Here is a 24,222-nt window from a genome sequence, read left to right as displayed (position 1 = left end):
ATCAGAACTGAGTGCGCAACTCTCGTGTCCCGGACGCGCTGCAACGCGCAAGCGTTGCTGCGCAGAGCCGGGACCCAGAGGCCACGGGATCACCATCGGCATGGGCCCCGGATCTGCAACGCATCGTCGAAGAGACGCTGCGTTGCGTCCGGGGCACGAGAGCCCAACTCGCTTCGCTCCCTAATCGCAAACATCGCTGCAACAAAAAGCCCCGGAGATTTCTCTCGGGCTTTTCGTCGTTTCCGACGTCACGCGTCGCTCAGCGGTTCACGTCCTTGTCCGCATCCGCATCATGAAGCTGTCGTAGCTGAGCTCTGCGACCTGCATCCAGGCGAGCGACTCGGCCCGGAATGCCGTCAGGCTCGCATACATCTTGCCGAAGTGCGGGTTGGTCTTGCTGAGATCCGCATAGATCTCGTTGGCGGCGCCGTAACAGGCTTCCAGCACCTCCTGCGGGAACGGCTTCAGGATCGCGCCAGCGACCAGCAGACGTTTCAGCGCCGGCGGATTGACGTAGTCGTATTTGCCGGTCACCCAGGTGAAGGTGTCGAGGGAAGCGGCTGAAACGGCTGCCTGATAGTGTTTAGGCAATGCATTCCACTTCTCGAGATTCATGATGTTGTGGCCCTGGCCTGTGCCCTCCCACCAGCCTGGATAGTAATAGTACTTTGCAACCTTCACGAAGCCGAGCTTCTCGTCGTCATATGGGCCTACCCATTCGGCCGCGTCGATGGTGCCTTTCTCCAGCGCTGGGTAAATCTCGCCGGCTGCGATCTGTTGCGGCACGCCACCGAGCTTCGCAATGATGGTGCCGGCAAAGCCGCCGACGCGGAATTTCAGTCCTTTGAGATCATCGACGGTCTTGATCTCCTTGCGAAACCAGCCGCCCATCTGAGCTCCGGTCGAACCGGTCGGCACGCCGACGGCGTTGTGCTCCCTAAGGAGATCGTTGAGCATGTCCTGACCGCCGGCCCACAATAGCCAGGAGATATGCTGACGCGTATTGAGCCCGAACGGCAGCGATGTGCCGAAGGTGAAGGCGGGATTCTTGCCCCAATAGTAATACAGCGCGGTGTTTCCCATCTCGACGGTGCCGTTCGACACCGCGTCGAGCACCTGCAGGCCGGGCACGATTTCACCGGAGGCAAACGGCTGGATCTGGAAGCGGTTGTCGGTGATCTCGGCGACGCGCTTGCAAAAATATTCGCAGCCGCCGTACAGCGTATCGAGCGATTTCGGCCAGCTCGCGGCGAGCCGCCATCTCACCTCCGGATTGGATTGCGCGATCGCGGGCGCAGCAACAGCACTCGCGGCCAGGCCCAATCCGCCTGCCGTCAGGAATTTACGACGTTCCATGCGTTTCCCTCCGTTAAGTCGATGCTTCGACCAGGGAACGATCTTGGTGTCGTCTTGTCTTCGTCGACGCTCGACGGTGTCTGTTGAGACCTGGTGGCGTTTCCGAAAGGCCCTTGAGGCACTCGTTGGTGGAATTCCGATCGTTGCGGTTCCGCGAGCGAGGATGACCGGGCGCTTCGCGAGAATCAAGCCTCATCGGCGCCTCGCAGGTGCGAACGCCGGCCTGACGCAAGTCGGGCCCCTTAGCGATCTGCTATTTAGTCGCGCAAAAACCAGGGAGCCTCGCATGACGGGCAAGAAGGTCGTGGTCGCCGGAGCGACCGGCCTCGTCGGCAACGCCGCGTTGCGACACTTCGGCACATCGGACCCCTGCGAGGTCGTTGCGCTGTCGCGGCGCAGGCCGCGCGACCTCTGCGGCGCCCGCCACGTCCCGATCGACCTCACCAGCGCAGCCGATTGCCGCCGCGCCGCGGACGAGCTCAAGGGCGCGACCCATCTGATCTACGCCGCGCTCTACGAGGCGCCGCAACTCGTCGATGGCTGGCGCGATCCGCAGCAGATCAAGACCAACGACCTGATGCTGCGCAATCTGATGGCTGCGCTCGAGCCGGTCTCACCCGGCCTCAAGCATGTCGCCCTGTTGCAGGGCACCAAGGCCTACGGCGTCCACGTTCGCCCCTTGACCGTGCCGGCCCGCGAAGGCCGCTCCGAAATGTACGAGCAGCCCAACTTCTACTGGGCGCAGGAAATCTTTTTGCGCGAACTTCAAATGGGCAAGAGTTGGCATTGGAGCATCCTGCGGCCGGTCTTGATCGTGGGCCTTGCCATGGGCGGCGCCATGGACCTGATCCCGCCGCTCGGCGTCTACGCCGCGATGCTGCGCGAGCAGGGCAGGCCGCTCGATTTTCCCGGCGGCGCCGCGCGCGTCGCGCAAGCGGTCGACGTCGATCTCCTCGCCCGCACCATCGCCTGGTCGGGCGAGGCCAAGGCCGCGCGGAACGAGGCCTTCAACGTGACCAATGGCGACGTCTTCACGTGGGAGAACATCTGGCCTGCTGTGGCGGATGCACTGGAGATGATGCCGGGCAAGCCGGTCCCGCTGTCGCTCGCCGAGGCGTTTCCAAGCTGGATCGGCCCTTGGGATGCGTTGCGGCGCAAGCACGACCTTGTATCGCCTCCGCTGGCCGAATTCGTCGGCCTCTCGTTCCAATACGCCGATTACAGCTTGCGCTACGGCCACGCCGAATCCGGTTCGCCCTCGATCGTCTCGACCGTGAAGATCAACCGCGCCGGCTTCACCGAGATGATGGACACCGAAGACATGTTCCGGAAGTGGTTCAGGCAGGCGAAGGAAGAGCGGCTGCTTCCCTGACGCAGAACCAAAGCCGATATATATATATATATCCGGGATGGTTGCCCAGGTCAGATTGTGGCCCTTCAGCGAAGTAGCGGCGCACTTCGTTGAGGTCCGCTTAGTGAGGCACGGCGGACTGCGGAAGTGACAGATAGGGGTCTGCACGCATGGCAACCCGTTGATGCCCAGCGCACGGCGAAAGTCATGTTGGCTACCGCCGAAGAAGCAGGTCTTTATTGGCGAGCAATGCGTCGAGTATCTGGATCTCGATGGATAAGCAGATTTTGGCCAAACGTTAGCAGGAAGAAAAAAGAGGGCCGAAGCCCTCTTTCAAGTTAGTACCGACGATAGCTCCGATGGTATCCATAGCTGCGACGTACATAGGGGCGACGGACGACGTAGGCCCCGCGCCGATACACGGGCCTTGTGCGGAGGCAACCGCGCGGACCGCAGACCACTGCGACGTTCTCGACGTTCGAAGACTGGAACTGTCCCAAGGGGGCCAGTGGCATTGCTGAAGCGGTCCCGGTCGAAAGAGCTGCGCCACCTAACGCGGCCAGTGCGAGAAGTGCGATCCTAAGTTTCATCTAGTTCCTCCCGTTGAGTGTTATCTCCACAGGACGTGTAGAGGTTCGTCTGTGAATGAACGATGAGGACGAAGATTAAATCGCGGTAATCAGCGGCTACGCGGTGATGCGCGGCTGATGCGGTGTGCACCGCAGCAGCCTCGCGGCGAAGTCATGGTTGCGCCGCCAACCGCACGCCATCTGGCCCAATCAGTCCGGGGTAGGGCACCTTGAACTTGTAGACGGTTCCGCTGACGGCACCTTCCATGTAGATATATTGGTTATTCTCGCCGCCAAAGGCAAAGTTCGTGGCCGAGGAATCACCATTTGGCAACGGTACGTAACCGATGATGAAGCCACGCGGATCGTACTCGATGACTCCGCCGATGCCGCACGCCGCCCAGAGATTCCCATGCACGTCATAGTGGATGCCGTCAGGCCCACCGTTGCCGGGATTGTAGCTTCCGGCCGTGGCGAAGAAGAATGTCGTGTGCGAGGGATCGTTGGCGCAGTCGGCGCAGGCGGGATTCGGCCCTCGCAGGAACGAATAATACAGCATCCGGTTGCTCGCATAATCCGCAACAGCGAGCGTGCCGTCATCCGGCGAAACCGCTATGCCGTTAGGAAAACTGCCCGTAGTGATGATGCGCCGGAGAATCCCGTCCTTGGAATATTGATAGACCGCGCCGGTCCGATCAGCCGCATCGGGTCCTGGTCCTGTTCCCCATGGGTCGGTGAAATACAGGTTGCCCTCGGCGTCGAAGTCGAGATCATTTGGACCCTTGAAGAGTTCGTTATGGAACGTGGAAACGAGCGAGCTTAGTTTCTTCGTCTCCGGATCATAGACCAGGACGCCGAGGTGGCGGGTCGTGACGTAAAGCTTGCCGTCATGCCAGCGCGTCCCCTGCGGTTCGCAAGCGGGACCGAGGTCTCCTTTCGGGTTGCAGTTGAACCCCGGGACCAGCTTGGCGTCTGGAGTGAGGTAGGACACCCAGCCGCTGCCAATCGCGACAAACCAGAAGTTGCCTGCCTTGTCGAAGGCCCCGCCCTCGAGAAACTTGCCCTGGGGTTGATCATGGATATCCGCAAACAAAGTAACCGGTCCGATGCCGGGCGGCGGTGGTGGCAGACCCCACGGCTGCACTTGCTCCGGCGATGGCGGACCGGCGAGCGGGGGCGCGGGGATGGACTGGGCTTGCGCCGATGCAATATGAACGGTTGCGGCCGAGCCCCAGAGTACGAGCGAGAGAATACAGACGGCACTTGCCAACTTCGTTGTCATGACGGTTTCCTCCGACGCTTTTGTTTTTTCTGCCGTGCTTCAAGCATCGGCTCAAAACGTGGCACGAACATGGGCGTACCGCCCCAGTTAATACGGTAGGCGAATGGGCGCTTTAGAAAAAGATATCTCGCAACTTGGAATGACCCGCGCGTGGAAGTGGATGGTCAGCCTTTTGAGACCGCAAGTGAAGCGCGATTGCCATCTATGGAAAGGAGACCGGAGGATGGTGGTTTTTCCTGGCCGATCCGACATCGGGCCGCACTGCTGGGGCTGTCCGTCGTGAGTACATCGAAGCGATGGCCGTCGATTCGGACGAAGACGATCAGGATGACGATGGCGACGATGATGAGCTATGAGCCTCACCAAAATTCCCAGCCTGGGAAAGATCAAGACTGGAGAAGTAACGAAGTAATACTCCGTGGTTCAGATGATCCTCATATCCGGGACCGTCGGCTTTGCGATAATCGAACCCTTCGTCCTGCTCTTCGAGGTCGTTGCTCATAGGGGAACGCAGGCAGCCCAACAGATGAGCCCGCGTAGTTTGCTAGTTAGCTGGCAAGCATCGTCTGCTGGTGTGAATTTCGCGACATGCCAATCGCACCGAGCGATGTCCGCATTCAGGGGTAATCCGGACGGCATTTGCTCATCCTGAGTTCTTCGCAGTCTGACCCAAAGCAGACGCGCGCTGATTCCGTCAATCAGCCGCCGCCAAACTTGGATGGATCATCGTAGGCAGGAGGATCGTCGTGATCGGTCCGGAGACCTCCCGGAACGGAATCGTCGCGATAGATGTGCACGCCGCGTGGAGTGATATAGCTCGGGGTGCCAGCCTGGCCAGGACGCGTCATCGCTTGTCGCGAGTTGTGATGCGACCTTGGGGCGGCGTTCGCAGAAGCACACGACGCGATCACAAGGCATAATCCCAAGACAACACGCATTGCATTTTCTCCAAGCAGCAACCCCCGTTGCATGTGTGGTGCGCGCGCCGCTCCTTGCTTTCACGTTCGAACGACGCTTCTGGCCATCGCTACGTTAAGGCGGTGCCGCTCCATGTCGGTTCAGCGGGGTAGACCGGGAGTTTGCAGTGGAGCGCTAGACCGACGCTTTTGACCCTAAGCCGAAGTCGCGCTCGGTTCGAACGCCTCGAGCGAGCCGCCTCGCTCACGGTATGATCCGCTTCTCTCGCAGAGTCGTGAACAGGTCGAAGAAACTTTCGTCCGTCGCCTGATAGTCAAGGAACCCCAGCCGACGACTCTTGCTCATGTCGGTGACAACCTCGATCGGCCGACCGAGGTCACCATCGGTGTGCCACGCAGACGCGAGCCGGTTGAGATCCGGTTCTGCCAAACGATGCTTCCGGGCGATGTCGGACCAAATCTGATGGGCGTCGCTCATCTGTCGCTCAAGCGGAAGGTTTTCGCTCGGAAACGCTGCTGGCTGCAGTCCGAACCAAGCTGCCAAGCGCCCCCACATCCACTTCCAACGGAACACGTCCCCGTTGACAATATTGAAAGCCTGATTGCGGGCAGCATCTGTCGTGGCCGCCCATTCCAGATGTCTGGCCAACAGTCTAGCGTCCGTCATATCCGTTAGTGCGTTCCACTGAGTTGCTGAGCCTGGAAACAGAAACGGGCGTCCGATTTCGCGGCAGATCGTGGCGTACGCAGCGAGCGTCGTGCCCATGTTCATGGCATTCCCGACGGCATAGCCTATGATCGTATGTGGCCGGTGAATGTTCCAGTTGAAGCCGTCACGATTCGCCGCCGCGAACACCTCGTCTTCCTGGGCATAATAGAAATTCTCGGTATCGAGCCGAGGTTGGTCCTCTCGAAACGGAGTGGCGATCAAGCTGCTTTGACCATAGGCTTCGAACGGCCCGAGATAGTGCTTGAGGCCAGTTACAAGTGTGACGTGCCTGACCGATCCGGCAGACGACAATGCATCCAGCAAGTTGCGCACCATCACAGAGTTGACCAGGATATTCTCTGCCTCCGTTTTCTGCCTAAGCCACGTGCTGAAGAAAACATGCGTGGGACGCAGTTCGCGCAGCGCCGAACCCAGGGACGCCGGATCCAACAGATCAGCAGCGATTGGCAACATACCGGGGATATCAATTGCTGGCCTGCGTGCCAGTCCGTAAACTGACCACCCCCGCTCCAGGAGATGTTGGGCAAGATTGTTGCCCACTATGCCGGTTGCTCCTGCGACAAGTGCGGAACGTTCCATTTTTTGAACCCTTCGCGATCCATTCGAGATAGGGCGCCGACTGCCGCGAGCAAGCCGAATGCCTGTTGTTTGGAGTCTGTCCGGTTTTGGCCCATCGCTACCGTCGGGGCGGTGCCGCTACATGTCGGCTCAGAGGGGTAGACCGGAAGTTTGCAGCCGAGCGCCAGTTTGTCGGGTTGCGACCCATTGCGGAAATCACTGAGGTTTTGTTCTGCGTCGGGATGATGAACGGCTGAACCTCTGCTTCGGTCGGCGCGAACCGTGCCTGCGATGGTCTCAACCCGGGGATCACCGCACCCGTGCCTTTGCAGCGCCCAAGAATCCAGACGTCCTGAGCAAATAAGCCATCGTCGAGAGCTTGCCGCTAATGTCCCTCGTAAACGGACGGACGCTTTTCTACCTCGGCATCGCGGCCTTCCCGGAAATCCCAGGTCGCGTACAACGCACGATATTGGTCGTCGAGCTTGCCCAGCGCCGTTTCGGAGTCGTCGAGCGCCATATGCGAGGAGGCCAGCGACGTCTTGATGCCGAGAGGGCCGCATGCGGCGATCTTGCTGGCGATCTCGACAGCCTTCGCGAGAGCCGCATCCCGGTCGGGGGTCACTTCCTGAACCATTCCCATCCGGAGAGCTTCCTTCGCTCCCCAATGATCGCCTGTTAGAATGAAGCGCATCGCATTGCCCCATCCGGCCTCTCTGGGGAAACGTACCGTTGAACCGCCGCCGGGAAAACGGCCGTGCGTGTTCTCTCGTCCTGACCGAACTCCGTGTCTTCCGACGCCACGCGGATGTCGGCGACAAGAAAAAGCTCGTGCGCCATATTCCAGGTGTCGCCATGCACCGCGACAACCAGGGGCTTCGTGAGCGCTGGCTTGGTGCGCCCGAGAGGGTCGATAAAGCCGGGTCCATCCATCATTTTTTTTCCGGACTGAGCGAAGGCCTTGTAGGCATCGACATCGATACCTCTGGAGAAGCGATCGCCATAGCCGAACAGAACAGCGGCACGGAGGGAGGGATCGCGGTCGTAATTGTAGTAGGCTCGCGCCAGGTTCTCTGTCGCGTCCGGGTCCAGTCGGTTGTCGATGTAGGGCCGGTTGATGCCAATCAACACTGTCTGGCCTTTGCGCTCGATGGTGATCTTGGCTCGCTGATCGTACGGAATATTCGCCATGCGCGTGGACTGCGCGGTCTCGTCGCCCTGTGATGTCATCGACGTGTCTCCCGGTTTTTGGGGCCTGCAACGCGATCGCCTTCCGGATACGGAGATGGGCAAATACGGAGGACCCGCAAGAGGGTGTCGATCACGATGCAGGAAATCGGATCAGGAATGACGCGGGCAATCGTGCGAATTTAAAATGCTGTCGCCGCTAACGGGCCGACATTCGAAATAATCTGCCCCCTTCGGCAGTTCCGTTAATGATAGCTCGACTATTGCACGGCCCTCCATGGGCCAGCGTATTCGCGATCTTTGAGACTGACAGTCTGCTCGTGTGCAGGCCGCTGGCCCTGGTGGTCCAAAAGTATTCTGAAGCCTCAAGTTGGCCGTACGGCACGAACAATCCAAATTAGTGAGACCCGCCAATGAAGCCGGAAATCAGGTAGCGGACCCATCCATCCAAGTTGATACCGAGGCGCTCAAGATTGCACTGGCAATCCCCGCGCCGGCAATGCCGAGTACGATGTGCATATTCAGCCCGGGAAATGACCATGGCTACGGAAAAAGATGGTCGCGAGCGACTTCCGGTGTTGGCCCATAGCTGACCTGAGACAATGTTCAGCTTGAGTCCGCAAAGCGTCGGCCGGCGGACATCGCTCAGGCCGCACCAATGAATCTCGATTTATGAGTGCGCGACCTGATCTGCGCTTACGAACGCCGCTTCCATTGCCTTCCGGGTCCTGATCGTCTCGTTGCCTGCGTCAAATTCGACGTCGCTCCAGCGCACGATCTGGCCATGGGCGACGTCGTGCTTCAGCTTCAGCCGATGCGCCAGGCCGATCGGCAAGGCGTCGGCCTTCAGGCTCGCGGCCGCCGGCACCAGCTTGCCCCACACCGTGTAGCCGCCTTCGCCGTCCAGCATCTCGCCGGCGCGCAGATTGCGTTTTGCCACCGAGGCAACGTCGCCGCGGAAGCCGTAGGGCTGCCCGGTTGGCTCGCCCCGCAGCGCGGCCGACAGCACCGAGATGTTCAGCTCGAGGCCGATCAAATGATAGGGCTTGTACATCGCAGCGAAGCGGCCGCTGGCGTCGGTCTTCAGCCCGTACTGCCTGAAGCAGTCGGCGGCGTAGTCGTTCGGCGCCTCCAGCACGACGTAGACCCCCCAGCGCAGATCGCGAAACACCGGCCTTCCGTCGCGCTCGAGCGAGGAGACCACTTCCACCACGCCGGACCGCTCCAGCACGCCGCCTCTGTCGCGGGGGCGCATGATATGCGGCAGGTCGTCGACGCCGCAGGGCGGAAACAGCAGGCCCGCCGCGGGTACGTCCAGCCCGCAGGCATTGGCGATCGCGGCCATCTCGATCGCCGACTTGGTGCCGTCGAGGAAGGAGTTGAACATCTGCGGATTCATCCCGGCCGATTGCGCCTCTCCCGCGGTCAGCCCGTAATGCTGCCAGACGCTGTCAGGCGTCACCTCGTGATAGGCCGGCAGATACTTTGTCCCCTTGCCCGCGGCAACCACGTGAAACCCGGTGGCGCGGGCCCAATCCACCATCTCCGCGGTCAGCGCCGGCTGGTCGCCATAGGCGAGCGAATAGACCACGCCGGCCTTGCGCGCTTCCTCGGCGAGCAGCGGACCCGCCAGCACGTCGGCCTCGACGTTGACCATCACGATATGCTTGCCCGCCGCGATCGCGGCGCGGGCGTGCCTGATGCCGACGGCGGGATTGCCGGTCGCCTCCACCACCACGTCCATCGCGCCGCCGGCAATCGCGCGCGCGCCGTCATCGGTGAAGACGGTCGCGGCAATGCGGGCCTCGTCCCACCCGACCGTGCGGCAGGCCTCGCGCGCACGATCCCGGTCGATGTCGACAATGATGGGGACCACGAGCCCCGGCGTGTGCGGTACCTGCGCCAGAAACATCGAGCCGAATTTTCCGGCGCCGATCAGCGCGACACGGACGGGCTTGCCGGTGGAAGCGCGGGCCTGGAGAAGGCGGAAGAGGTTCATGGGAATGTCCGATCATGATCGTGTCCCGGACGCGATGCAGCCTAGGCGATGCGTAGCATCGTCCGGCAACGCTGCTCCGCAGAGCCGGGACCCAGTGAGAGAGTATTGCGCGCGGCGTGGGCCCCGGCTCAGCAGCGCATCACTGACGTGCTGCGCTGCGTCCGGGGCACGAGAGCGTCTTACTCCGCCGCCTGCCGCGGCGCACGGGCGAGCCGCACCAGCGCGTCGTCGTCCACCGTCTTGATCGGCGCGAAGTCGCGATGCGCGATGTACTCCGGCCGCGTCGGGCTTCGGATGTAGTTCGAAACCGCGTTCAGCGTCAGGTAGACGATCTTGCGCGGGTAGGGCGTGATGTTGCCGGCCGAGCCGTGCACCAGGTTGCCGTGGAACATCAGCATGCCGCCCGGCTTGCCGGTCGGCGCCACGATGCCGCCCTGCTTGACCAGCCGCGTCACCGTGTCCTCGTCGAGCGTCCACAGCGGATACGACGTGGTGGCGAGGTCATGCGACGCTTGGAGATCACCGGCGTCCTGGCTGCGCGGAACCAGCATCAGCGGGCCGTTGATCGGCATCACCTCGTCCAGAAAGATCGCGATGTTCATCGCGCGCGGCTCGGGCATGCCGTCGTCGCGCTTCCAGGTGCCGTAATCCTGGTGCCATTGCCAGACGTCGCCGGTGAAGGCCGACTTCGCGTTGATCTTGAATTGGTGCATGTAGACCTTTTCGCCGAACAATTGCTCGACCGGGTCGATCATGCGCGGATGCGCGCCGAGGATGCCGAACGCCTCGTTGTAGAGATGCGCGGCAAAGGCGGTGCGCGGCGCGCCGCTCTTCTCGCGCCAGACTTCGGGCCGGTTCGCGTCATAGATGCCGACCGCCTCGCGCGCGAGGAAATCGACCTCCTCCGGGCTGAACAGTTCGGGCAGAAACAGCCAGCCCTCGCGGTCGAAGAACTCCAATTGCTCCTGGGACAGTCTCATGGGTCGTCCTCCTTGCGTTGTTTTTGATTGTCGTTCCGGCGTGAATGCCTACGCCGCCTCGTCCGTCGCTCTCAATCTCTCCTCAGTCATCCGTCCCGCCGTCTGCGCATGTGCAAGCGCCGCGCGTTCGGACTTCTTCGCATCGCCAGCAAGAATGTGCCCTGCGATCGCAGCATGCTCGGTCCAGGCACTGCCGCGATAATCGAGTTCGGACAGCACGGTCGCCATCGAGCGGCGCATGTGCGGCCACTGCGGCGCGATCGTCTCCTCGATCACAGGATTGCCTGCCAGCTGGTAGATCGCGCGGTGAAAATCGACGTCGAGCGCGATCAGCTCCGCGAGCGGCGTCTTGAGATCGATACCGCGTCCGGCGCCGAGCGCTGCGTCCAGCCGCGCGCGTCCCGCCGCGTCGCTTGCCGCGCGCTCCGCCGCGAGCCGTGCCGCCAAGGCGTCGATGGCGCCGCGTACCTCGTACAGCTGGCGGATGCGCGAGGGGTCGAGCTGGGTGACCTCAAAGCCGCGCCGGCCGCTCTCGGCGACCAGCCCCTGCCGGTGCAACAGGTGCAGCGCATGCGACACCGGCTGGCGCGACACGCCGAGCCTGTCGGCGAGCTCGTTCTGCCGTATGCGCTGGCCGGGCTGCAGCGTGCGATCGGAGATCGCCTCCAGGATCCGCGCATAGACCTGGTCGATCAGGTTCGGAAGCGGGTCGAGAGGGATCACGCCGGCAGCTCCGAATGATGAAAAAGAATACGGAATTCCGTATTCGAAAGTACGACGACAGGTTGAGGGCGTCAAGCGCCACCAACGGCGTCTGAGCTCGTTTTTGCGCTTCGCCAAGTCATTGATATTGCTAGGGTCCGCTACTGTGCATGGGGTTGTTTTCGAGGAAATGGAAGTGCGAGGCCGCTACTCCGCCAAAAACGTGCTCACCACCTCGCCGAACTCCAGCGGTGCCTGCTCGAACATCCAGTGCCCGGCATTGGGGATCACCGCCGTCTTCGCCCCAGCGATGTGCTCGGCCAGCACGCGCCACATCACCGACAGGCTCCCTGTCGTGGCGCCGCCGCCGATCAGCAGCGTCGGTGTCCTGATCGCCTGCGCATCCGCAAGCGTGTAGGGCCGGCGCTGCTCGTTGATCTGGCCGAGGAAGGTGAGCGCGTTGTCGCGGAGTTGCTGCTTTGCCGCCGCCGGCACGCGCCGCCACGAGCCGTCGCCTTCGATGCCTTCGTAGAAGTTCTGCAGCGCGCCCTCGATGTCGCCGGCGCGGATCATCTCGACCGAGCGCGTCGTGCGCGTGGCCAGCGGCGGATGCGCGGGCGTGCCTTCAGGCACCCGCAGGCTGGCGTCGAGATCGCCGCCCGGCTCGGCCAGCACCAGTTTTCGCAGCAGATCGGGCCGCGCCTGCGCCACGCGAAACGCGATGTGGCCGCCGCGCGAATGGCCCATGAGGTCGACGGGTGCGGGTTCGATCTGCTCGATGAAGGCGATCACGTCGGTGACGTGCTGGGCCATCTTGTAATCGTCGCCGACGGCGTCCCAATGCTCGGGAAAGAAATGCCGCAGGCTGACCGAGATCACACGATGCGCTTTCGACAGCGGGCCGAGCACAGAATACCAGGTGCGGAAATCGCCGAGCGTGCCGTGCACGCAGACCAGCGGCGGGCCTTCTCCGACTTCGAGATAGGCCATGTCGTAACCGTTGACGTGAAATGTCTGCATGATCAGCCCGCCAAAAAATCCAGCACCACTTCGGAGTATTTCTGCGGCGCCTGCTCGAACATCGGGTGCGTCGCGTTCGGGATCACCGCCGTCCTGGAATACGGCACATGCGCGGCGAGCGCATGCAGCACTTTTGGCAGCAGGCCCTTGGTTCGCCCGCCGAGGATGAACAGCGTCGGCATTTTGATCGCTTCCGCATCCGCCTTCGAGAACGGTGGGCGGTTGTCGCGGACCTGGCCGAGCAGGGTGAAGGCGTTGTCGCGCAGATTCTGCTTCACCATCGCCGGCAGCCGCGGCCAGGTGCCGGCGCCCTCCAGCGTGTCGACAAAGACGGCGAGGCCGCCATCGACGTCGCCGGCCGCGATCTTCGCGGCCGAGGCCGTGAAGCGCGCCAGCAGCGGCGAGGGCCTGCCGGCATAGTCGGGATCGAGGCTCGCATCGAGCTCGCCGCCGGGTTCGGCCAGGACCAGCCGCCGGAGCAGCTCCGGCCGCCGCTGCGCCACGCGGAAGCAGATGTGCCCGCCGCGGGAATGACCCATCAAATCGACCGGGCCGAGATCGAGCTTCTCGATGAAGGCGATGACGTCGTCGACATGCTGCGCGATCGAATAGGTGTCGCCGACGCCGTCCCATTGCGCCGGGAAGAAATGCCGCAAGCTGACAGGAATCACCCGGTGCCGCTGCGTCAGCGGCCCGAGCACGCAGCCCCAGGTGCGGAAGTCGGAAAGGGAACCGTGCACGCAGACCAGCGGCGGCCCCGCCCTGGCCTCGCCCACGTCGAGATAGGGCATGTCGTATCCGTTGACGTGGAGGCTTTGCATCGGGGACTCGCGGCGGGCTGCGGAACTCCTGTGCAAGATTCCCGGAAACCGGGTGGATCGCAACTATTTCCAAGCCTAGATTTGGGCTCAGTTCACATTGGGGGCATGCGAGGGAACGCAAGCCAGGGACCAAGCCATGACCGACCAGCATTTTGCCCTGTTCGATAGCAAGATCGGCCTGTGCGCCATTGCCTGGGGTCCGCGCGGCATCAACGGCACGCAACTGCCGATGGGTGGTGAGCAGAAGATCCGCACCCGCATCAGCCAGCGCCATGCCGATGCCAGCGAAGCCAAGCCGACGGTTGAGGTGCAGCAGGCGATCGACCGCATCACAAAACTGCTCGCGGGCGAGCCGGATGATCTCACCGACATTCCGCTCGATCTCGATGGCGTGCCCGACTTCAACCGCGGCGTCTACGCGATCGCCCGCACCATTCCGCCGGGCAAGACCGTCACCTATGGCGACATCGCCAAGCAGCTCGGCGGTGTCGAGCTGTCGCGCGACGTCGGCCAGGCGCTCGGCCGCAACCCGTGCCCGATCGTGGTGCCCTGCCACCCGCGTGCTGGCGGCCGGCAACAAGCCCGGCGGCTTCTCCGCCAATGGCGGCGTGGTGACGAAGCTGAAGATGCTGGAGATCGAAGGCGCGCTGGTGAACCACACGCCGAGCTTGTTTGATTGAAGCTCGGCGTCGTTTTTTGAAGCGCTAAATCTTCGCTGCCGCCTTCGGCCAATATTTGTCGCGTAAATGCCGCTTCACCAGCTTGCCGGTTGGCGTGCGCGGCAGCTCGGCTTCGAAATCGATCGAGCGCGGGCATTTGATCGCCGAGAGGCGACTCTTGCAGTAGGCGATCAAATCGGCCTCGAGCTGCTTGCCGGCGCGCTTCGGATCGTGCGGCTGCACCACCGCCTTGACCTCTTCGCCCATCTCCTCGTTCGGCACGCCGAACACCGCGACATCGGCGACTTCAGGGTGGGTGATGAGCACGTCCTCGGTTTCCTGCGGGTAGATGTTCACCCCACCGGAGATGATCATGTAGGACTTGCGGTCGGTGAGAAAGAGAAAGCCGTCTCTGTCGAGATAGCCGACGTCGCCGAGCGTCGACCAGCCCTTTGCGTTGTAGGCCTTCTTCGTCTTTTCGGGATCGTTGTGATAGGTGAAAACAGGCGCGTCGGCGAAATAGACCGTGCCGATCTCGCCTGTCGGCTGCTCCTCGTCGTTCTCGTTCAGAATCTTGATCTTGCCGACCACGGCGCGGCCGACGCTGCCGCGGTGCTCCAGCCATTCCTTCGAGTTGCAGACGGTAACGCCGTTGCCTTCCGAGCCCGCGTAATACTCGATCAGGATCGGTCCCCACCATTCGATCATTTTTGCTTTGACGTCGACGGGACAAGGCGCCGCAGCGTGGATCGCGCCCTTCAGCGTCGAGACGTCGTAGCGGCTGCGGACCTCGTCCGGCAGCTTCAGCATGCGCACGAACATGGTCGGCACGAGCTGTGACTGCGTGACCTTGTATTTTTCGATCAGCTTCAAGAATTCTTCGGCGTCAAAATGCTCCATGATGATGGAGGTGCCGCCGAGTACGGTCGCCATCATGTTGAAGCGCAAGGGAGCTGCGTGATAGAGCGGCGCCGGTGACAGGTAAGTGCTCTCGGCGTTCATGCCGCACATATTGGCGCAGAGGACGCGCAGAAACGCGTTCGGCTCGGCGATCGGCTTGCCCTCGAACGCCTTCTTGATGCCCTTGGGCCGGCCGGTGGTGCCCGACGAATACAGCATGTCGTAGCCGGCGACCTCGTCGGCGATCGGCGTTGTCGGCTGCGCGGCCGCTTCCCTGTCGTAGGATCGGAAGCCGGCTTGCGGCTCGTCCATCATGTAGAAGACCGGCTCGCCGGCTGCACCCTTGATCAGGCCCTGGATCTGGTCGGCGCATTTGGGCGTCGTGATCACGACCTTCGCGCCGCAATCGGCGATGATGTAGTCGATCTCGTCCTGCTTCAAATAGCGGCTGATAGCGGTGTAATAGAGCCCGCTGCGCTGCGCGGCCCAGCAGATCTCCATGAAGGCGAGCCGGTTCTCCATCAGCAGCGCGATATGGTCGCCGGCTTTCAGCCCGAGCGAGCGGAACAGGTGCGCGCCCTGGTTCGAGAGCCCGTCGAGCTCGCGATAGGTGATCGCCTTGCCGGTGGCGGCCATCTGGTAGGCGATCTTGTCGGGAGTGGTCTGTGCGTGAACAGACGGGTGAGTCATTAGCGCGGTCCCAAGGCGTACGAGATGTCGTCCCGGCCTAGTGCGCAATTGCGCACGGGGGCCGGAACCCATAACCACGAATCTTAGTAATTGAAGTTAGATGTCGCCCCAACTCGCCCTAACTACAGGCTCTTGTGGATATGGGTCCCGGCCTTCGCCGGGACGACACCTTTAATGCGGCAGCAGCTTACAGCCGCTCCACGATCGTCACATTGGCCATGCCGCCGCCTTCGCACATGGTCTGCAGGCCATAGCGCTTGCCATGCTGTTGCAGCGCGTGCACCAGCGTCGTCATCAGCTTGGTGCCGGAGCCGCCGAGGGGATGGCCGAGCGCGATGGCGCCGCCATTGACGTTGAGGCGCTCCGGATCGGCGCCGGTGGTCTTGAGCCACGCGGTCGGTACCGAGGCGAAAGCCTCGTTGACCTCGAACAGGTCGATGTCGCCGATCGTCATGCCCGCCTTCTCCAGCGCGCGCCTGGTGGCGTGCAGCGGTGCATCGAGCATGATCACGGGATCGCCGCCCATCATGGTCATGTGATGGATGCGGGCCAGCGGCTTCACGCCGAGCTGCTTGAGGCCGCGCTCGTTCACCACCATCACGCCGGAGGCGCCGTCGCAGATCTGGCTGGCGCTGGCCGCGGAGAGCTTGCCGTTCTCGGCGATCAGCTTGACGCCCTTGATGCCGTCGAGCGTGGCGTCGAAGCGGATACCTTCGTCGATGTGGTGGGTGTCCTTGGAGCCGTCGGCGCGGACGATCTCGAGCGGCACGATCTCGGTCTTGAAGTGACCGGCCTGCGTTGCCGCGATCGCCCGCTGATGGCTGTTGTAGGAGTACTGGTCGAGCTCATCCTTGGAGAGGCCGTACTTATCGGCCATCATCTCGGCGCCGGTGAACTGGCTGAACACGATGTTCGGATAACGCTGCTCGATGCCCGCGCTCTTGTAATTGCCAAAGCCGTTCTTGGCGGGAAGCTGCGAGGACAGGCCCATCGGCACGCGCGTCATCGATTCCACGCCGGCGGCGATCACGACGTCCATCGCGCCGGACATCACCGCTTGGGCTGCAAAGTGCAGCGCCTGCTGCGAGGAGCCGCACTGGCGATCGATCGAGGTGCCCGGCACGCTCTCCGGCAGCTTCGAGGCCATGATCGCGTTGCGCGCGACGTTGTTGGACTGCTCACCGACTTGCATGACGCAGCCCATGATCACGTCCTCGACCAGGGCCGGATCGACCTTGGTGCGGTCGACCAACTCGTCCAGCACTTTTGCTGCGAGATCGGCCGGATGCCAGCCGGCGAGGCGGCCCCCCTTGCGCCCGCCGGCGGTACGCGCAGCGGCGACGATGTAAGCCTCGGCCATGTCGGTTTCTCCCTGGATTGTTCTGTATCGAAAGGGTTGTCGGCGCGGATTTAAGGGGCGGCTGATCGTTTAGTCAATCGATCAATTAACTCTTGTGGGGAGACGCTGCTTGAGGTTATCTGCGCGCCTCTCAAAGCGCATTCAGGGATCTCCGTGGCTACCAGCGTACCGAACAGGCTTCCCAGCGGAAAGAATTCCACGGCAGAGAAATTGCTCGTGGCCGCGAGCGAGCTGATGATCGAACGCTCCTCGATCGAGATCTCGCTGAGCGACATCGCGCAGAAGTCGGGCGCCAACGCCGCGCTGGTCAAATATCATTTCGGCAACAAGGACGGTCTGCTGCTGGCTCTGCTCGAGCGCGACGCGGGGACGGAACTCTCCAACCTCGAATATCTGCTGGCCCAGCCGATCACGCCAACCGCGAAGCTGAAGCTGCATATCGCCGGCATCATCCGCGCCTATCACCGGTTTCCCTACATGAACCGGCTGATCCACTATCTGCTGCACGAGAGCGTCGCGGGCTCCGCGGACGAAGTCTCGAAATTCTTCGTGGCGCCATTGCTGGATTTCCATCGCCGCCTGCTCGCCGAAGGCGTCAGCCGCGGCGAATTCCGCGTCACCGATCCGGTGCTGTTCTACACCAGCCTGATCGGTGCCTGCGATCATTTGTTCTTCGGCCGGCATGCGATGTCTCGCGCGACCGGCGTCGGCCCGGTCACCGACGAAGTCTGCCGGCAATATATCAAGCACATGGAAACGCTGATCTGCGGCGGCATCCTCACGCAAGTCGAGGAAGCTGCCGCGGCTGGATAATCCGGCCGGAACTCTTCAAGCCTAGAGAAGAAACGCCCAAGGAAAGGTATTTGCGATGCAGTTGAAAGACGTAGCCGTTCTCATCACCGGCGGTGGTTCGGGCCTCGGTGCCGCGACCGCCCGCGCCATGGCCGCCAAGGGCGCCAAGATTGGTGTGATCGACCAGAGCAAGGAAAACGCCGAGAAGGTCGCCGCCGAAGTGAAAGGCGTCGCGCTGCATGCCGACGTCACCAGCGAAGAGCAGATCAAAGCGGCGATCGCCAAGGCGGAGGCCGCGCACGGCGTCGCGCGCGTGCTGATGAACTGCGCCGGCATCGGCGGCTCGCAGCGCATCGTCGGCCGCGATGGCGTCTACCCGCTGGAAAAGTTTGCGCGCATCATCAACGTCAACCTCATAGGCACTTTCAACTGCCTGCGTCTGTTCGCCGAACGCCTGGTGACGATCGAGCCGGTCGGTGAAGAGCGTGGCGTCATTATCAACACGGCTTCCGTTGCGGCCTATGAAGGCCAGATCGGCCAGATCGCCTATGCTGCTTCGAAGGGTGGTGTCGTTGGTTTGACCCTGCCGGCGGCGCGCGACCTCGCCAGCCAGAAAATCCGCGTCAATACCATCGCGCCCGGCCTGTTCATGACGCCGCTGCTGATGGGCCTGAACGAAGAGGCCCGCAAGAGCCTGGGCGCCCAGGTGCCCCATCCCTCGCGTCTTGGCGATGCGAACGAATACGGCGCGCTCGCCGTGCACATGGTCGAGAACGCGATGCTCAACGGCGAGACCATCCGTCTCGACGGCGCCATCCGCATGGCGCCGCGGTAGCTCTTCTTCCTTCTCCCCTTGTGGGTGAAGGTGGCACGCTTTGGAGCGCAATTGCGCTTCTGAACGCGCCGGACGAAGGGTTTGCGTCCACGGAGATAAACCCCTCACCCAAGTGAACTCTGGGCTCACAGCGTACATGCCCTCTCACAAGGGGAGAGGGCGTAGCAATCGGCACCGCGAATGGCGGCAAGCACGAGGCGCCTCATGTCCCAACCGCTGCTGATCGAGCACAACGACGGCGTCGACACGGTGACGCTCAATCGTCCTGAGAGCCTCAACGCGCTTGATCCGGCGCTGATCGACGCACTCAACGTCTACTTCCAGGGTCTCCAGCGCAACCGCGATACGCGCGTCGTGGTGCTGAAGGGCGCCGGCAGGAATTTTTGCGCAGGCCTCGATCTCAAGGCGGCGATGGCGCGTCGTGCCGGGCAGCAGGAGCCGCCCGGCGTCACCGAGTCGCTGGATTCGCAGCGGCGCATCGCCGACATTGTGATGCTGATGCGGCGCTGTCCGCAGCCGATCCTGGCGCTGGTGCAGGGCGCGGCGGCCGGCGGCGGTTTTGCGCTAGCGCTTGCCTCCGACATCCGCATCGCCACGAAGTCGGCCCGAATGAACTGCGCCTTCATCAAGCTTGGCCTCGGCGGCTGCGACATCGGCACCAGCTATTTCCTGCCGCGTCTCGTCGGTGTCTCCGTGGCCTCGGAGTTGATCCTCACTGGGCGCTTCATCGGCGCCGACCGCGCGCTGGCGGTCGGGCTGGTCTCCGAGGTCGTCGACGAGGACAAGCTCGATGACGCCGCCGAACCTTATGTCGACGCGATGATCACGGCGTCGCCCGTGGGCCTGCGCCTGTCCAAAGAATGCCTCAACATGAGCGTCGATGCCGGATCGCTGGAAGCCGTTATCGCGATGGAGGACCGCAACCAGGTCCTGTGCAGCCGCTCCGAGGAATTTTCGGAAGGCATCAGGGCCTTCCTTGAGAAGCGAAAGCCTGTCTATATCAAGCGCTGACAATGAAGATCCGTAAAGGACGAGAAATTCCGGGAGACGCAAAATGAGTGGGAATGCGGCGGCGGTGATGACGAAGCCCGCGTTTCGCAAGGTCGAGTGGCTCAAGCGCGACATCGACGTCGAGCGGCGCGGCGACGGCACTGTTGTGCTGAAGTCGCGCATTCCGCTGCAAGCTCACGAGACGCATATTCCGGCTTCACTGGCGAAGTGGGCCAAGCAAGCGCCCGAGCGCATCTGGCTCGCGCAGCGCGGCGGTCCGAACCGCGAATGGCGCAAGGTGTCCTATGGCGAAGCCAAGCGCACGGTGGATGCGCTGACGCAGGGCTTGCTCAATCTCGCGCTCGACGGCCGCCCGGTTACGATCCTCTCCGGCAATTCGATCGAGCATGCGCTGATGACGCAGGCTGCGATGCAGGCGCGCGTCCCGGCCGCGCCGGTGTCGCCTGCCTACTCCTTGATGAGCCATGATCACGTCAAACTGAAATATCTGTTCGATCTGATCAAGCCCGCCGTGGTGATGGTGCAGGATGGCCCGACCTTCGAGAAGGCGCTGAAAGCGCTCGATCTCACCGGCGTCACCATCGTTCACGTCCTGCGGCCTTGCGACGGCATCAAGAGCGTCAGCTTTGCCGAGCTCGTGGCGACGCTCGTGACCGCCAATGTCGAAGCGTCGATCGCGAAGATCGCGCCTGAGACCGTCGGCAAGCTGCTGTTCACGTCAGGCTCGACCGGCATGCCCAAGGCCGTCATCAACACGCAAGCGATGATGTGCGCCAATGCGGCGATGATGATGCAGGTGCGGCCGCGCGATCCCAGCGGTCCGATCTCCACCATGCTGGACTGGATGCCCTGGAACCACACCATGGGCGGCAATGCGGCGTTCCACCCGATCCTGGTCGACGGCGGCACGCTCTATATCGATGACGGCCGGCCGATGCCGGGCCAGTTCGAGGAGACGCTCCGGAATCTGCACGAGATATCGCCGACCTATTACGCCAACGTGCCTGCCGGCTATGCTGCGTTGGCAGCGGCCATGGAGAAGGACGATGCGCTGTGCCGCTCCTTCTTCAAGAACCTCTCGATCATGGCCTATGGCGGCGCGCGGCTGCCTGATGATCTCTACGATCGCATGCAGGCCCTCGCCGTGAAAACCACCGGCGAGCGCATCGTGTTCTACACTGGTTGGGGCTCGACCGAGACCGCGCCGACCTCGACCGGTACCTATTGGGACACCGAGCGCGTCGGCCTGATCGGCCTGCCGTTCCCCGGCGTCGAACTGAAGATGGTGCCGTGCGGCTCGAAATACGAGCTGCGTCTGCGCGGCGTCAACGTCACGCCGGGATATTTCGGCCAGCCCGATCTCACCAGGAAGATGTTCGATGAGGAAGGTTTCTATTGTATCGGGGATGCCGGCATTTTCGTCGACGACACCGATCCGGTGAAGGGCATCATCTTTGCCGGGCGCGTGGTCGAGGATTTCAAGCTCACCACCGGCACTTTCGTCCATGTCGGCTCGCTGCGCACCGATACGATCGCGGCTGCGACGCCTGTCGTGCACGATGCACTGGTCGCGGGGCAGGACCGTCCGTTCATCGGTCTGCTGGCCTGGCCGAACCTGCATGCTTGCCGCCAACTCGTCGGCAATCCCGACCTGAGTTTCGAGGATGCGGTGAAGCACCCCGAGGTGATCGCCTGCTTCCGGCGCGGACTGGAAGCGCACAACCGGGAGTGCGAAGGCGCCGGCAGCCGCATCATCGCGCGCGCCATGCTGATGGCGGAGCCGCCCTCGATCGACGGCAACGAGCTCACCGACAAGGGCTACATCAACCAGCGCGCCGGCCTGGAGCGCCGCGTCGGGCTGGTGGAGGGGCTTTATGCCGACAAGCCCGACCAGGACGTCATCATTCTCAAGTAATCGACATCATCAACACGGGTACGCGCCATGAACTTCGATTTCTCCGACGACCAGAAGCAGCTCCGCGACCAGGCGCGCAAATTCCTCACCGAGAAATGCTCGCCCAAGGCGGTGCGCGCAATTCTCGACGGCAAGGCGCCGTATGACAAGGCGCTGTGGAAGGGCCTCGCCGAGATGGGCTTTCTCGGTGTCGCGATTCCCGAGGATTTTGGTGGTGCGGGCGCCGGTCATCTCGAACTTTGCGTGATCGCCGAGGAGATGGGCCGGGCCAATGCGCCGGTGCCGTTTTCCTCCACCGTCTATCTCGCCGCCGAAGCGCTGCTGATTGCCGGAAGCGATTCGCAGAAGAAGAAATGGTTACCGGCGATTGCCTCCGGCGAGGCGATCGGCACGCTGGCGCTGTTCGAGGGCAAGGGCAATCCGTCGCCGAAGAACGTCAAGTTGACGGCTGCGAACGGCGTGCTCAGCGGTGTCAAGAAGCCGGTTGCGGATGGCGCGATTGCCGACTTCGCAGTGGTCGCGGCACGTACGGGATCGAGCGGACGCGATGGTGACATTTCCTTGTTCATTGTCGATCTCAAGAGCGGCGGCGTCGAGGTGAAGAATCTCACCAATCTCGATCCGACCCGAGGGCAGGCCGAGATCACTTTCAGGGATTGCAAGGCCGAGCCGCTCGGAGCCGCCGGCGAAGGGTGGAGCATCCTGACCCAGGTGCTGGACCGGGCTGCGGTGCTGTGTGCTTTCGAGCAGGTCGGCGGCTCCGACCGCGCACTGGAGATGGGCCGCGACTACGCGCTCGACCGCATTGCCTTCGGTCGCCAGATCGGTTCGTTCCAGGCCGTCAAGCACATGCTCGCCGATATGTATGTCTCGGCGACGCTGGCGCGGTCCAACAGCTATTACGGCGCTTGGGCGCTCTCGACCAACGCAGGTGAATTGCCGGAAGCCGCCGCCGCGGCGCGCATCAGCGCGACGCAGGCGTTCCAGCACTGCGCCAAGAACAACATCCAGGTCCACGGTGGCATGGGTTTCACCTGGGAGTTCGACTGCCACATGTACTACCGCCGCGCCAACGCCATGGCGCTCGGGCTCGGCAGCCTGTCCTATTGGGAAGACCAGTTGATCGACCGCATGCGCAAGAAGAACGCGGCGTAGCCCACCGCTCGTGTCCCGGACGCGGCGCGAAGCGCCGCAGAGCCGGGACCCAGGGGCCGCAATGGACCCCGGATCTGCAGCGCACCACTTCGTGATGCGCAGCGTCCGGGGAATGAACCGAGAGATGAGATCATGAACTTCGAAGACACCCCGCAGGAGGCCGCATTCCGCGCCACCGCTCGCGCTTGGATCGCGGCGAACGCGCCGCAACAGTACGAGGACGAGCTGCGCAAATCCTCGCTCGGCCGCACCCAGCTCAAGAACGCCAACATCCTGGAAGTGGCAAAGGCCTGGCAGAAGAAGAAGGCCGACGCCGGCTGGGCCTGCCTGCATTGGCCGAAGGATTATGGCGGCCGCGGCTCGTCGCCGATCGAGCGCGTGATCTGGCAGCAGGAAGAGGGCCCGTTCGGCAAGCTGTCCGGCATGTTCATCATCGGTCACGGCATGTGCGGGCCGACCATGATGGCATTCGCGCGCGAGGAGCATAAGCGCACCTATCTGCCGCCGCTCGCCTCCGGCGAAAAAGTCTGGTGCCAGCTGTTCTCCGAGCCGGCCGGCGGCTCGGATGTTGCGGGCCTGCGCACGCGCGCGGAGAAGGACGGCGACGATTGGGTCGTCAACGGCCAGAAAATCTGGACGTCGGGCGCACACTACTCGGATTACGGCATCCTCTTGACCCGAACCGATCCCAACGTGGCCAAGCACAAGGGCCTCACCATGTTCTTCCTGGACATGAAGACTCCCGGTGTCGAGGTGCGGCCGATCAAGCAGGCCAGCGGCGCCTCCGACTTCAACGAGGTCTATTTCACCAACGTCCGCATCCCCGATCATCAGCGCCTTGGCGAGGTCAATGACGGCTGGAACGTCTCGCTGACGACGCTGATGAACGAGCGGATGTCGATCGGCGCCGGCGTCTCGACCGGCTTTCCGGAGCTGTTCGACTATTGCTCCAGCCTGATGCTCGACGACGGTCCCGCGATCGAGGACCGCGCGGTGCGCGCGAAGCTGGCGAACTGGGCGGTCAAGGCGAGCGGCCTGCGCTACACCAGCATGCGCGCGATCTCGGCGCTGTCGAAGGGGGAGCGGCCGGGGCCGGAAAACTCCATCGGCAAGCTGGTGGCGGGCTCCATGATCCAGGATGTCGCGACCTACGCGCTGGATTTGCAGGGCGCTGCCGGCGTGGTCAGTGGCCCCGAAGATGCCGAAGTCGCTGGCCGCTTCCAGGCGATGCTGCTGCGCGCGCCCGGCACCCGTGTCGAAGGCGGCACCGACGAGATCATGCGCAACATCATCGCCGAGCGGGTGCTGGGCCTGCCCGGCGATATCCGTGTCGACAAGGACGTGCCGTTCAACAAGATCCCGACCAAGGGAAGAGGCTGACCCTCATCCTGAGGAGCCGCGGAACGCGGCGTCTCGAAGGATGAAGGCCCCA

19 protein-coding genes and 2 pseudogenes (1 of these 21 running past the window's edge) are annotated in these 24,222 nt (G+C 62.9%); 9 read left to right on the top strand and 12 right to left on the bottom strand.

Annotated features, from left to right (window positions below; all coding sequences use genetic code 11):
- On the top strand, positions 1-11 hold the end of the coding sequence (locus ACVWW3_RS26885) for a hypothetical protein (protein WP_456648109.1). 580 nt of this gene lie to the left of the window's left edge; 11 of the gene's 591 nt are visible here — the last part of the coding sequence; the start codon falls outside the window, past its left edge; the stop codon is at positions 9-11.
- A 256-nt stretch (positions 12-267) separates the two neighbouring features.
- On the opposite strand, the gene ACVWW3_RS26880 is transcribed toward ACVWW3_RS26885, so the two are convergent.
- Complete coding sequence (locus ACVWW3_RS26880) at positions 268-1,356, bottom strand: TRAP transporter substrate-binding protein (protein WP_354104459.1); 1,089 nt, start codon at positions 1,354-1,356, stop codon at positions 268-270.
- Positions 1,357-1,642: 286 nt separating this feature from the next.
- Here ACVWW3_RS26880 and ACVWW3_RS26875 point away from each other — a divergent pair, with 286 nt between their 5' ends.
- Positions 1,643-2,728 carry an NAD-dependent epimerase/dehydratase family protein gene (locus tag ACVWW3_RS26875; protein WP_456648110.1) on the top strand — a complete coding sequence of 362 codons (1,086 nt, stop codon included), beginning with the start codon at positions 1,643-1,645 and terminating at the stop codon, positions 2,726-2,728.
- Positions 2,729-3,448: 720 nt separating this feature from the next.
- Here ACVWW3_RS26875 and ACVWW3_RS26870 read toward each other — a convergent pair.
- The 9 genes and pseudogenes from ACVWW3_RS26870 to ACVWW3_RS26830 all read right to left on the bottom strand — a co-directional run bounded on the left by ACVWW3_RS26870 (position 3,449) and on the right by ACVWW3_RS26830 (position 13,473).
- Positions 3,449-4,558, bottom strand: coding sequence for an SMP-30/gluconolactonase/LRE family protein (locus ACVWW3_RS26870; RefSeq protein ID WP_456648111.1), 1,110 nt, complete (start codon positions 4,556-4,558; stop codon positions 3,449-3,451).
- A 1,161-nt stretch (positions 4,559-5,719) separates the two neighbouring features.
- The gene (locus ACVWW3_RS26865; RefSeq protein ID WP_456648112.1) at positions 5,720-6,784 is read right to left on the bottom strand and encodes an SDR family oxidoreductase; all 1,065 of its coding nucleotides are present in this window, start codon (positions 6,782-6,784) and stop codon (positions 5,720-5,722) included.
- 364 nt (positions 6,785-7,148) lie between these two features.
- Entirely contained in the window at positions 7,149-7,610 is a 462-nt protein-coding gene (locus ACVWW3_RS26860) for an enoyl-CoA hydratase-related protein (RefSeq protein ID WP_456672424.1), read from the bottom strand.
- A pseudogene (locus ACVWW3_RS26855) lies at positions 7,592-7,954 on the bottom strand (enoyl-CoA hydratase-related protein); the annotation flags it as partial. The gene ACVWW3_RS26860 and the pseudogene ACVWW3_RS26855, both read right to left, overlap by 19 nt.
- A 667-nt stretch (positions 7,955-8,621) precedes the next feature.
- Positions 8,622-9,950 carry an NAD(P)H-dependent oxidoreductase gene (locus ACVWW3_RS26850; RefSeq protein ID WP_456672186.1) on the bottom strand — a complete coding sequence of 443 codons (1,329 nt, stop codon included), beginning with the start codon at positions 9,948-9,950 and terminating at the stop codon, positions 8,622-8,624.
- Positions 9,951-10,129: 179 nt separating this feature from the next.
- Entirely contained in the window at positions 10,130-10,930 is an 801-nt protein-coding gene (locus ACVWW3_RS26845; RefSeq protein WP_456648114.1) for a phytanoyl-CoA dioxygenase family protein, read from the bottom strand.
- Between the two features lie 48 nt (positions 10,931-10,978).
- Entirely contained in the window at positions 10,979-11,653 is a 675-nt protein-coding gene (locus ACVWW3_RS26840) for a GntR family transcriptional regulator (RefSeq protein ID WP_456648115.1), read from the bottom strand.
- Between the two features lie 186 nt (positions 11,654-11,839).
- The gene (locus tag ACVWW3_RS26835) at positions 11,840-12,652 is read right to left on the bottom strand and encodes an alpha/beta fold hydrolase (RefSeq protein ID WP_456648116.1); all 813 of its coding nucleotides are present in this window, start codon (positions 12,650-12,652) and stop codon (positions 11,840-11,842) included.
- Positions 12,653-12,654: 2 nt separating this feature from the next.
- Complete coding sequence (locus tag ACVWW3_RS26830) at positions 12,655-13,473, bottom strand: alpha/beta fold hydrolase (RefSeq protein WP_456648117.1); 819 nt, start codon at positions 13,471-13,473, stop codon at positions 12,655-12,657.
- A gap of 136 nt (positions 13,474-13,609) precedes the next feature.
- Between ACVWW3_RS26830 and ACVWW3_RS26825 the strand changes: the two are divergent.
- A pseudogene (locus ACVWW3_RS26825) lies at positions 13,610-14,153 on the top strand (methylated-DNA--[protein]-cysteine S-methyltransferase).
- A 24-nt stretch (positions 14,154-14,177) separates the two neighbouring features.
- Here the strand turns inward: ACVWW3_RS26825 and ACVWW3_RS26820 are convergent.
- Together ACVWW3_RS26820 and ACVWW3_RS26815 are read right to left on the bottom strand one after the other, a co-directional pair.
- Entirely contained in the window at positions 14,178-15,722 is a 1,545-nt protein-coding gene (locus tag ACVWW3_RS26820) for an acyl-CoA synthetase (protein ID WP_456648119.1), read from the bottom strand.
- Positions 15,723-15,909: 187 nt separating this feature from the next.
- Complete coding sequence (locus ACVWW3_RS26815) at positions 15,910-17,082, bottom strand: acetyl-CoA C-acetyltransferase (RefSeq protein ID WP_456648120.1); 1,173 nt, start codon at positions 17,080-17,082, stop codon at positions 15,910-15,912.
- 153 nt (positions 17,083-17,235) lie between these two features.
- Between ACVWW3_RS26815 and ACVWW3_RS26810 the strand changes: the two genes are divergently transcribed.
- From ACVWW3_RS26810 to ACVWW3_RS26785, 6 genes are all read left to right on the top strand, one after another.
- Positions 17,236-17,895 (top strand): TetR family transcriptional regulator, encoded by a 660-nt coding sequence (locus ACVWW3_RS26810; RefSeq protein ID WP_456648121.1) that lies wholly within the window; start codon positions 17,236-17,238, stop codon positions 17,893-17,895.
- Between the two features lie 55 nt (positions 17,896-17,950).
- Complete coding sequence (locus tag ACVWW3_RS26805; RefSeq protein ID WP_247351049.1) at positions 17,951-18,709, top strand: SDR family NAD(P)-dependent oxidoreductase; 759 nt, start codon at positions 17,951-17,953, stop codon at positions 18,707-18,709.
- Between the two features lie 204 nt (positions 18,710-18,913).
- Positions 18,914-19,720 carry an enoyl-CoA hydratase/isomerase family protein gene (locus ACVWW3_RS26800; protein ID WP_456648122.1) on the top strand — a complete coding sequence of 269 codons (807 nt, stop codon included), beginning with the start codon at positions 18,914-18,916 and terminating at the stop codon, positions 19,718-19,720.
- 43 nt (positions 19,721-19,763) lie between these two features.
- On the top strand, positions 19,764-21,635 hold the full coding sequence (locus ACVWW3_RS26795) for an AMP-binding protein (protein ID WP_456648123.1): 1,872 nt from the start codon (positions 19,764-19,766) through the stop codon (positions 21,633-21,635).
- A 27-nt stretch (positions 21,636-21,662) separates the two neighbouring features.
- Positions 21,663-22,790, top strand: coding sequence for an acyl-CoA dehydrogenase family protein (locus tag ACVWW3_RS26790; protein ID WP_456648124.1), 1,128 nt, complete (start codon positions 21,663-21,665; stop codon positions 22,788-22,790).
- Positions 22,791-22,922: 132 nt separating this feature from the next.
- Positions 22,923-24,170: an acyl-CoA dehydrogenase gene (locus ACVWW3_RS26785; RefSeq protein WP_456648125.1), complete on the top strand. Its 1,248-nt coding sequence runs from the start codon at positions 22,923-22,925 to the stop codon at positions 24,168-24,170.
- Positions 24,171-24,222 lie beyond the last annotated feature (52 nt).

It is taken from the genome of Bradyrhizobium sp. LM2.9 (genome assembly GCF_054056555.1).
The sequence above is the reverse complement of the archived record's forward strand: the minus strand, read 5'-3'. Positions and strand labels throughout refer to the sequence as shown.